This is a genomic window from Paenarthrobacter sp. NPDC089322 (assembly GCF_040684895.1).
Lineage (GTDB): Bacteria > Actinomycetota > Actinomycetes > Actinomycetales > Micrococcaceae > Arthrobacter.
This window is the reverse complement of sequence record NZ_JBFBGW010000004.1, coordinates 87,980-98,496: the sequence shown is the minus strand read 5'-3', so window position 1 is coordinate 98,496 and position 10,517 is coordinate 87,980. Positions and strand designations below refer to the sequence as shown.

At 62.7% G+C, this 10,517-nt stretch carries 8 protein-coding genes; 5 read left to right on the top strand and 3 right to left on the bottom strand.

Going from position 1 to position 10,517, the window contains the following annotated elements:
• The first annotated feature begins 125 nt into the window (after nt 1–125).
• From AB0N65_RS06130 to AB0N65_RS06110, 5 genes are all read left to right on the top strand, one after another.
• Nucleotides 126–848 carry a hypothetical protein gene (locus AB0N65_RS06130; protein ID WP_364159111.1) on the top strand — a complete coding sequence of 241 codons (723 nt, stop codon included), beginning with the start codon at nt 126–128 and terminating at the stop codon, nt 846–848.
• The gene (locus AB0N65_RS06125; RefSeq protein WP_364159109.1) at nt 845–1,552 is read left to right on the top strand and encodes a hypothetical protein; all 708 of its coding nucleotides are present in this window, start codon (nt 845–847) and stop codon (nt 1,550–1,552) included. The genes AB0N65_RS06130 and AB0N65_RS06125 overlap by 4 nt, the downstream gene beginning before the upstream one ends.
• Nucleotides 1,553–1,814: 262 nt before the next feature.
• Nucleotides 1,815–2,633 carry an amino acid ABC transporter substrate-binding protein gene (locus tag AB0N65_RS06120; RefSeq protein WP_364159106.1) on the top strand — a complete coding sequence of 273 codons (819 nt, stop codon included), beginning with the start codon at nt 1,815–1,817 and terminating at the stop codon, nt 2,631–2,633.
• Nucleotides 2,634–3,293, top strand: coding sequence for an amino acid ABC transporter permease (locus AB0N65_RS06115; RefSeq protein WP_364159103.1), 660 nt, complete (start codon nt 2,634–2,636; stop codon nt 3,291–3,293). It abuts the gene before it with no gap.
• Nucleotides 3,280–4,092, top strand: a complete 813-nt coding sequence (locus AB0N65_RS06110) for an amino acid ABC transporter ATP-binding protein (RefSeq protein WP_364159100.1) — start codon at nt 3,280–3,282, stop codon at nt 4,090–4,092. The genes AB0N65_RS06115 and AB0N65_RS06110 overlap by 14 nt, the downstream gene beginning before the upstream one ends.
• On the opposite strand, the gene AB0N65_RS06105 is transcribed toward AB0N65_RS06110, so the two are convergent.
• The 3 genes from AB0N65_RS06105 to AB0N65_RS06095 form a co-directional block, all read right to left on the bottom strand.
• Nucleotides 4,089–7,166: a glycoside hydrolase family 38 C-terminal domain-containing protein gene (locus AB0N65_RS06105; protein WP_364159097.1), complete on the bottom strand. Its 3,078-nt coding sequence runs from the start codon at nt 7,164–7,166 to the stop codon at nt 4,089–4,091. The genes AB0N65_RS06110 and AB0N65_RS06105 overlap by 4 nt on opposite strands.
• 145 nt (nt 7,167–7,311) lie before the next feature.
• Nucleotides 7,312–8,190 carry a formate dehydrogenase accessory sulfurtransferase FdhD gene (gene fdhD / locus AB0N65_RS06100; RefSeq protein WP_364159094.1) on the bottom strand — a complete coding sequence of 293 codons (879 nt, stop codon included), beginning with the start codon at nt 8,188–8,190 and terminating at the stop codon, nt 7,312–7,314.
• A 1-nt stretch (nt 8,191) separates the two neighbouring features.
• Complete coding sequence (locus AB0N65_RS06095; protein WP_364159091.1) at nt 8,192–10,507, bottom strand: FdhF/YdeP family oxidoreductase; 2,316 nt, start codon at nt 10,505–10,507, stop codon at nt 8,192–8,194.
• Nucleotides 10,508–10,517: the final 10 nt, after the last annotated feature.

The following is a 10,517-nucleotide window of genomic DNA, read 5'->3' as shown; positions in this document are numbered from 1 at the left end:
CCAACGGGTTCAAGCATCAAGCATAATTCAATGTGGCGTCTGCGTAAAATCAATTCGTACTCCACTTTGAACCTTCCCTGCGCATGGCCGGGAACCGCCCGTTTGAAAGATCCAGAAAGCCCTACATGCCCCTTCAGTCCAAGGCATTCCAACGCTGGCTTCACGGCGTTGCGCCCGACGCCAGCACGGCGGATGTCTGCAGGATCTCCGGAATCAAACGAACAACCCTTGCTCAACAGTTGGTTCGGGGCAAGGTAGCGGAGTCCACCTTGGTCAGCATCAGCCGCGGCTTCAACATTGATCCCGTCCAGGCACTGGCCACCTTCGACCTCTACGCGGATCTCCGCGGGGAGCCGGTTCCCCCGACTGCCTGCGAACTGGTGAGCCAGATCGCCACGATCGACCTGCTCCGTGCGGTGGTGGAACGCAGCGAACCTGGTTCCGTTCCTGCGTCAAGACTTTCGGCCACGCCGCACCCTACCGCCGTGCGGAACTGGGTGGACGCCATCGACGACGGCGAGTTGCGGCACCGGGTCAGCGAAGCCACCGGGATCGCACCCCAGAACTTCTCCGCCCACCTCACTGCCAACAGGCTCCCGCCCGAACTGGCTATCGCGACATCGCGCGCGGCCGGCGTTGGACCGGCCGGCGGCCTCATAGCGGGCGGACTGATCACCGAAGCGGAGGCCGGATGGCCGCCCAACGGCCGCAAAGAAGCACTCGACCGCATGACGCTGGGCGAACTTGTCACTCTTGCCGGAGAACGGCTCCAGGCGTTGGGCAAGACCCTCAAGCGCCAGGAACAAGACCACGAACGCACTGAACGAATTTGGGAGAATCTCGGATGACGGCCGTCCTGCCCTGGGCAACGCTGATTGTTTGCCTCGCAATCACCATTGCCCGGGTCCCGAGCCTGCTCCGCGGCGAGAACCGGGTAGTTTTCCATATCTTCGCGCTGATCACCCTCGACATCCTCCTGAGCATCGAAGGCCCCTACCTTGCCATCGACGCCGTGCTCGGCGGCATGAATATCACGAACCTCATTTTGCGGTTCCTGCTGTACGGAACGTTCCTGCTCATGGGTTTCAAAATCGCCACTGCTTTCGACTCCCCCTCCGCCGTCCGTGCCATCAGGGGACCGTGGGGATTGACGGTTCTTGGCGTGACGGCAGCCCTCACAGCGTATTTCTTCGTCATCACGGATACGCGCGGCTCAACGGCAGGCATGTCGGGATTGGCCTGGGGCCCCTCCATGGAAGCCTATGCAGCCCTTGGACGCTTCTATCCGGGATATGTCTCCGCGTGCTTGCTGCCGGCGATCTGGCGCACAGTGGTGGGGCGTGCTCCCGTTCTGTTGCGCGGTGCGTCAGGGCTCTTGTTCCTTGGGCTGACGCTGCTCCTGCTGTCCCAACTCTTCCCCTTGATCCCGCCGATGCACCACTGGCTACGGTCGCTGATCAACTACTCGGCGGTGCTGGCAACCGCCATCGGACTGGCCGGAATCTGGTTTTCCAAGACGGTGGCAAGAAGAAAAGCACGACGCATGGCGTAAGACTTTCACAAAACCATTAGATCGTGGCACAATCATGAATGTGTGAAAGCGGCTGCAGCCTGACACCGGAATCAGAGAACGGGTTTCCGGTGGATGTGGCGCCCACTGGATCACAATTGGGGGGATGAGTGGTGGCGGGCTGTTGGGGACCGCCCCCACTCAGCCTTTTTAACGGCACTTCCTGCGCGATCCAAGCAAGCCCATCCCGCGCACGGACTTCCAGCACGGCAAATCATCGCGGGGCCGTGACTAAGATGGCTCCATGAACAGCCTTCGCACGCGCCGCTCCCTGCTCGCAGCCACCCTGCTCTCTGCCGCCCTTGCACTGTCTGCGTGTGGCGGAGGCTCCTCGACTGGAGCCCAGACGGGAGGCGATACGTCACTCTCCGACGTGAAGTCCAAAGGCGAGCTGGTCATTGCGACTGAAGGAACCTACCGCCCCTTCAGCTTCCACGCGGACGGTGCCGGCGAACTCACGGGCTTCGACGTCGAGATCGCCAAGGCCGTGGCAGAAAAGCTTGGCGTGAAGGCCAGCTTCCAGGAAACCCAGTTCGACGGTATTTTCGCCGGCCTCGATGCCAAGCGCTTCGACACCATCGCCAACCAGATCTCCATCAACGATGAACGCAAAGCAAAGTACGACTTCTCGACGCCCTACACCATTTCCACGGGCGTCGTTGTCACCAAGTCGGATAACTCCAGTATCAACAGTTTCGCCGACCTCAAGGGCAAGACCACGGCACAGTCGCTGACCAGCAACTTCTACAAGATGGCCGTTGATGCCGGTGCCAATGTCCAGGCCGTCGAAGGGTGGGCGCAGTCGGCAACCTTGGTCCAGCAGGGCCGCGTGGATGCAACAGTGAACGACAAGCTCACGTACCTGGACTACGCCAAGACGACTCCCGACTCGGGCTTGAAGGTCGCAGCGGAAGCACCGGACAAGACCGAGAGCGCTTTCGTGTTCCGCAAGGGCTCCACGGAACTTGCCAACGCAGTGGACAAGGCCCTTGCAGACCTGCAGTCCGACGGAACCCTGGCAAAGATTTCGGACAAGTACTTCGGCGCGGACGTCACCAAATAGATGAACTGGGACCTCGTCTGGAGTTCCTTCGGACCAATTATCACCGGCGCGGTCACAGGGACAATCCCACTGACTCTGGCGTCCTTTGCGTTCGGGCTGGTTTTGGCTTTGCTCGTTGCCCTGATGAGGCTCAGCCCCAACTGGCTGGTGTCCGGCATTGGCCGCTTCTACGTCTCGGTGATTCGCGGAACGCCACTGCTGGTGCAGCTCTTCGTCATTTTCTTCGGGCTTCCAAGCATCGGTGTGCGGCTGGATCCGTGGCCCAGCGCCATCATTGCGTTCTCCCTCAACGTGGGCGGTTACGCAGCCGAAATCATCCGGGCAGCCATCCTGTCCGTGCCCAAGGGTCAGTGGGAGGCCGGGCACACCATCGGCATGTCCCGGCCGCAGACGCTGGTCCGGATCATCCTGCCCCAGGCGGCCCGGGTCTCTGTGCCCCCGCTGTCGAACACCTTCATTTCCCTCGTCAAGGACACCTCGCTCGCTTCCCTGATCCTGGTCACTGAACTCTTCCGCAATGCACAGCAGATCGCCGCGTTCAGCCAGGAATTCATGATCCTCTACCTGCAGGCAGCCCTGGTCTATTGGGTCATCTGCTTGATCCTTTCCACAGCGCAATCCGCTGTGGAAAGGAGATTGGACCGCTATGTCGCCCACTGATGCACTCCAGCCGCACGAGCCCAGGGTCACGTCGGTCCTCAAGGCACGGAACCTCGCCAAAGCCTTCGGCAGCAACGTAGTGCTCCGCGACATCGACATCGACATCCTTCGCGGCCAAGTGGTCGCCCTGATCGGGCCTTCCGGCTCGGGCAAAACCACCGTCCTGCGCTCGCTCAACGGCCTGGAAATTCCCGACGGCGGCACGGTCACCTTCGGGAGCACCGAACAAGACACTGCCGGCCTGTCCATCGATTTCGGGACCAATGTCGGCAAGAAGGACATCGCGGCGCTTCGGGACCGCAGCGCCATGGTGTTCCAGCACTACAACCTGTTCCCCCACATGACAGTGCTGAAGAACATCATCGAGGGCCCGGTCCAGGTGCAAAAGCGTCCTAAAGCTGAGGCGATCGCCGAAGCCGAACGCCTCTTGGAGCGGGTTGGCTTGGCGGATAAACGCGACGCCTACCCATTTGAGCTCTCCGGTGGCCAGCAGCAGCGTGTCGGCATCGTCCGCGCACTCGCGCTCAAGCCCCAACTCCTGCTCTTTGACGAGCCCACGTCAGCCCTTGACCCTGAACTCGTGGGAGACGTCCTGGCCGTGATCAAGGAGCTTGCCGAAGAAGGCTGGACCATGGTGATCGTCACCCACGAGTTGTCCTTCGCCCAACATGTGGCGGACGAGGTCATCTTCATGGATGGGGGCGTCGTGGTGGAGCGCGGCCCGGCTGCCGAGGTGCTGCGTGCACCCCGGCAGGAACGGACCCAACTCTTCGTGAAGCGCCTACAGCACGACGTCTAGTTGCCCGCCACCGGGCGGGCAAACCGTAGCGTAACCAGTTGGAAGGGTCGAAGCACCAACTCCGCGGCGCCCTGCACGTTACTGGCGCCCGGCATCCCATCAATAACTGCGGCACCGGCAACACCAGGGGCGTCCACCGGCCGTTCGAGCAGGTCAGTGGCCTGCACGCCGTGGGCCTCGAAGTTTGCCCGTACCACTCCCTTGGACCGCTGCCCCAAGGATTCGTAGAGGCGCACGATGACGTCTCCGGATCCGTCCTCCGCCAGCTTGACGGCTTCCACCACGATGCCGGGGTTGGACACCGACAGCAGCGGCTCCACAGGGCGGCCGCCGTTCACGAATCGTGGCTTCAGGTTGGTGCGGTAACCCTCTTCGACGGCGTCTGCGATTCCCGCCCCGGGACGCACGGACAGTTCGAGGGTGTGCTCTCCGCGATCGGCCTCGGGATCAGGGAACCTGGCCGAGCGCAGCAGCGAGACGCGTACCGTCGTCGTGGTTCCGCCATCCTCGCGCACTGCCCTGGTGACGTCGTGGCCGTAGCTTGAGGCGTTGCTGACTGCAACTCCATACCCGGGTTCGGCAACGTGGATCCAGCGGTGGGCACAGATCTCGAATTTCGCCGCTTCCCAGGACGTATTGGTGTGCGTGGGCCGGAAGACATGGCCGAACTGAGTCTCCGAGGCTGATCTGTCCGCCCTGACATCCAGAGGGAAGGCGATTTTCAGCATCTTTTCGCGTTCCTGCCAGTCAACGGTGGTGACGATCCCGAGGGACTCCGCCCCGGCGTCGAGGGTTAGGCGTTGCGTAATGGTCGAGGCACCTACCGTACGCTTGACGACGACGACGGCGCCGGCCGCCGTGCGCTCAAGGGCAACGGCTTCAGCGTGGGTCAGCGGAGTGACGTTGTGCCGGTAGAACTCCTCGATGTCCCAGGCATCCCACTCGTTGGGTGTGTCCCGGAACAGTTCCAGCAGGTTGCCGGCGTGGCCGGGTGCGATTGCTTCCCGGCCGCTGGCGTGGTCCATGAGCGAGGTCAGCAAACCGTCCCTGTCCACGACGGCTCGAATGATCCCGTTGTCCAGGACGAAGCCGCCGTCGTTTTCCGAGACATCTACCGCGGGACCGATGATGTTTGCTTCGGCGGCGCCCAGTGCCGGCACTCCGTTGCGCTTGTGCGGGGCTGCGTTGAGCAGGAACGGGGTCTCACCTGCCCCCACCAACGCGTGTGCTGCCCCGGCGATGATGGCCTCGAGGTCGCGGGCTATGGCTTGGTAGTTGCGTTCTGCATCCTGGTGGACCCAGGCGATGGAGCTCCCCGGCAGGATGTCGTGGAACTGCTGCAGGAGGACCAAATGCCACAGTCGCTTGAGCTCAGCCTCCGGATAGGAGTACGCCTCCCCCAGACGGACAGCAGCCGTGGAACACCACAGCTCAGCCTCCCGCAGAAGGTGTTCACTGCGTCGGTTGCCCTTCTTGGACTTGGCCTGGCTCGTGTAAGTTCCGCGGTGCATTTCGAGGTACATCTCCCCGACCCACACAGGCAGGTTGCTGTATTCCGCCTCGGCTTTGGTGAAGAAATCCTTCGCGGTGCCCAAGCGGACCTTCGGCGAACCTTCGAGGTCCCTGGTCCGGCGGGCCGCCGCCACCATCTCGCGCGTGGGTCCGCCGCCGCCGTCGCCGTAGCCGAACGGAACCAGTGACATCGTGCCTCGCCCGTGATCCCGATAGTTCCGCTCTGCGTGGGCAAGCTCGCGGGCATGCAGCTCAGCGTTGTAGCTGTCGACTGGCGGGAAGTGCGTGAACAAGCGCGTGCCGTCGATTCCCTCCCACGCAAACGTGTGGTGCGGCATCCGGTTCACCTTGTTCCAGGAAATTTTCTGGGTGAGGAACCACTTGGAGCCGGCAGCTTTGACGATCTGCGGCAAAGCGCCTGAGTAGCCGAAGGAATCGGGAAGCCAGGCCTCTTGGCACTCCACGTCAAATTCCCTCAGGAAGAAGCTCTTGCCTTCCACGAATTGTCGCGCCATGGCCTCGCCACCGGGCATGTTGGTGTCCGACTCCACCCACATGCCGCCCACCGGGACGAACTGCCCGGCCTTGACCTTCTCCCGGATGCGGACGAAGAGCTCGGGAAAGAACTCCTTGATCCAGGCCATTTGCTGGGCCGAAGAACACGAGAAAATAAAGTCCGGGTTCTCGTCCATCAGCGCCACCACGTTGGAGAAGGTGCGGGCGCACTTGCGGATGGTCTCGCGGACGGGCCACAGCCATGCGGAGTCGATGTGAGCGTGCCCCGTTGCCAGGAGTTCGTGTGCGGAAGCATACGCGGGCCGTTTGAGGACCTCCGCCAAGGCCTGGCGTCCGGCGGCTGCCGTGCCGGGGATATCGTCCGGGTCCATGATGTCCAGCATTCGTTCCAAGGCCCTGAGGATCTCATGGCGTCGGGGCTGGTCCATGGGAAGCTCGTGCATGAGCCCGCTCAAGGTCCATACGTCCTGGTTCAGCTCCCAGACGGTCTCATTGAGTTCGGCAATGGCAATGCGGCCGAGCCTGTAACGGGGTTCGTCCCCGGACGTTGCTTTGTCGCCCAAGGGGGTCGGGGCGAAGGACCAGCCCTGCGCTACGTCCGGGTTGGCTGCTGCCTCCACATAAAAGTCGACGGACAGTCCGCCGCCCAGCAGCTTAAGCGGGACGTGGTAGTTCCGTGGCGAGATGGCTTTGATGATGCTGCCATCGGCCCGCCAAGCCGTCCCCTCGCACTGGAACCCGGGAACATCGCTGTTGAAGCCGAGGTCCACGATAATCTCCACGACTGTTCCGTCCGTGGACCCCCAGCCCTCGGGAACCTCGCCCTGAAGGCGAAGCCACTTGGTACTCCAGGCCTTCCCCCACGGCGCGCCCGCTTCCTGGGGCGTGAACAGTTGCCGCATCGCCTCGGCCGCGGGAACAGGCTCTCCGGGAGCCTCCCAGCTGCTGAGTTCCAAGGGAACGGATCTGCCGTAAATAGCCGGCAGGATGCGTTCCCGAACGAAACGGTCGAGACGCTGCTCAGTTATCCGGCGGTCGTCGTGCAATGAGTTCCCCTTAGGCGTTGCTGGATGCGTGGCTGGATGACCTTGCCCAAACCGCCAGGCGTTGGCGGCATTTTCGAGAAGCCAGCGCTTCCATTCGATGGATAAAATCTACGTCGTTCCAGCTCAATAGCCAAGTGATGGAGGACTATCCCCGCGCCTCGACGGCAGTCTCGTCCAAAATGCGGTCCCTTCCCGCATACACATTCAGGCTTTCGCCGCGGCTGAAGCCCACCAAGGTAATGCCTGCCTCGTCTGCAAGCTCCGCGGCGAGGCTCGACGGCGCACTGACAGCCGCCAAAACAGGAATTCCCGCCATGGCTGCCTTCTGGACCAGTTCGAACGATGCCCTGCCGGAAACCTGGAGGACGGTACCTTTCAGGGGCAGCATGCCTGCGCGCAAGGCCCAGCCGACCACCTTGTCCACCGCGTTGTGCCTGCCCACATCTTCACGCAGGCACAGCAGCTCGCTTGTGCCGTCGTCGTGAATCCTGAAAAGTCCGGCGGCATGTACCCCGCCTGTCTTCGAGAACACGGCCTGTTCCTCGCGCAACCGGTCCGGGAGGGCCGCCAGCGCGCGCACCGGAACGGTGACGTCGTCGTCCTTCGGCGCATGCCGTGACGATTTCCGGACGGCTTCGATCGAATCCGTTCCACAAATGCCGCAGGAGCTTGAGGTATAGACATTCCGCCCTGTGTCGGGCCGTTCAACGTCGGGCCGCAGCTGCGCGTCCACCACATTGAACGTCTGCACGCCGTTCTCGTCCTCGCCCGCGCAAAAACGCTCGGACACCAATTGGCCCGGCTCCCAGATGATGCCTTCAGAGACAAGGAATCCTGCCACAAGGTCAAAGTCGTCACCCGGGGTGCGCATGGTCACCGAGAAGGACATGTCGCCCAGCCGGATCTCCAGTGGCTCTTCCACCGCCAGGACATCCTCCTTGAAGCGGACCGGATGTTCCAGTGCTTGGGGTGAGCCGTCCAGGACGAACTTGTGCAGTTTCCGGCGCTGTGTCACGCGTCCCACGTCAGGATCCGTTCTCCTCGTTGGTTTGGTGCCTCACGAACCGCACCGTCATGGCTTTGTAACCGGGAGTGTTGGATTCCCGGGCCACGAGTTCGCGGTGCACCAAGGCGTTCGCCTCAGGGAAGTAGGCTGCGGCACAACCCTTGGCCGTGGGGTACGCGATGAGACGGAACCTGTTGGCCCGCCGTTCGGTTCCGGCGAAGGTCGAGATGACGTCCACCAGGTCCCTGTCCTGGTACCCCAGGCCGGCCAGATCGTCCTCGTGGACCAGTATCACCCGGCGGGCGTCGGACACACCCCGGTAACGGTCGTCCAAGCCGTAGAACGTGGTGTTGTACTGATCGTGGCTGCGGACCGTCTGGAGGATCAGGTGGCCCGCCGGCGCTTCAAGGTATTCGAGCGGGCTCACAGTAAAGCGCGCCTTGCCGATGTCCGTGGCGAACGTCCGGGTGTCGCGCGGGGGGTTCGGGAGGACGAAGCCGTTCTTGGTGCGGACGCGTGCGTTGAAGTCCTCGAAGCCCGGAATGACGCGGGAGATGTGGTCCCGCACAACGTCGTAGTCTTCGGCCATGGCACGCCAGTCAACGCCGTGATCGTCCCCGAGCGTGGCTTGGGCCATACGGGCCACAATCACCGGCTCGCTCAGGAGGTGCTCTGAGACCGGTTCGAGCCTGCCCTGGGTCTTGTGGATGACGGACATCGAGTCCTCCACGGACAGGAACTGCTTGCCTTTGGGGTGCTTGTCATCGGTGTCCGTCCGCCCCAAGGTAGGCAGAATCAGGGATGTCCGGCCGTGGACCACGTGGGCCCGGTTAGGCTTCGTCGAGATGTGGACCGTGAGTCCGGCCTTCTTGAGGCCTTCCTCCAAAGCGTGGGTGTCCGAGCCCGCCGCAGCAAAGTTTCCGCCCATGGACACGAACACATCCACCTCGCCCTTCTCCAGGGCGTGCTGGGTTTCCACGGAGTCGTAGCCGTGCTCGCGCGGCATGCGGAAGCCGAATTCCTTGTCCAGCGCGGCGAGGAACGTTTCCTTGGGCTTTTCCCAGATGCCCATGGTGCGGTCGCCCTGCACGTTCGAGTGGCCCCGCACCGGACAGGCACCGGCTCCCCGCTTGCCGAAGTTGCCCTGGAGCAGGAGCAGGTTGATGATCTCTTTGAGAGTGTCCACTGAGTGGGGCTGCTGCGTCAGTCCGAGCGCCCAGCAGATAATGGTGGCTTTGGATTTGGCCAGCATGCCCGCCACCGTGGTGATCTCCTCACGGGAAAGGCCAGTGGCCCGCTCCGTCTCGTCCCAGTCCAGCACCGATCGTGCCCTGGCATAGGCTTCGAAGCCTTCGGTCTGCTTGCCGATGAAGGACTTGTCGACGACCGTTCCCGGGTTGCGCTTCTCCTCTTCCAGGAGCAGGTGGCCCAGCGCTTGGAACAGGGCGAGGTCCCCGCCCACCTTGATCTGAAGGAACTCATCCGCGATGGTGGTGCCGCCGCCGATCACACCGTTCAACGACTGCGGGTCCTTGAAGTTCAGGAGCCCGGCTTCCGGGAGCGGGTTCACAGCAACAACCTTGCCGCCGTTGTTCTTGCAGTCGCGGAGTGCCGACAACATACGCGGGTGGTTGGTTCCGGGATTCTGGCCCACCACGAACACCAATTCGGCGTGGTGGATGTCCTCCAGGGAAACCGTGCCCTTGCCGATGCCAATGGTGGGGTTGAGTGCGCTGCCCGAGGACTCATGGCACATATTGGAGCAATCCGGCAGGTTGTTGGTGCCGAGGCTGCGGGCGAACAACTGGTACATGAACGCGGTCTCGTTGGCCGTGCGACCGGACGTGTAGAAGACACAGCGGTCCGGCGTGGTGGCGTTGATGTGTTCACCGATCAGCGCGAAGGCTTCGGTCCAACTGATGGGTGAATAGTGCGTATCTCCGGGCTTGATGACCACGGGTTCGGAAATCCGGCCCTGGCTGCCCAGCCAGTACTCGGTCTTGTCTTCAAGGTCGGCAATGGAGTGCTCGGCCCAGAAGGAGGCCCCGACAGTCCGCGTGGTGCTTTCCTCCGCGATGGCCTTGGCGCCGTTTTCGCAGAATTCCGCCGGGCTTCGCCGCCCTGTAATGGACTCCGGCCAGGCACAGCCGGGGCAGTCGAACCCGTCGCGCTGGTTGACCCTCAGCATTGAGCGGACAGTACGCGCCACTCCGGCTTGGGAGTAACCCCTTTCAAGGGCGACCGTCACGGCCTTGACGCCTGCCGCTGCTCGTTTGGGTGCGTGGATCTTCGGGTCATCCTCATTGATGTCCTGTTCGGGAGCCTGCCTGTTCATAACTCCATCA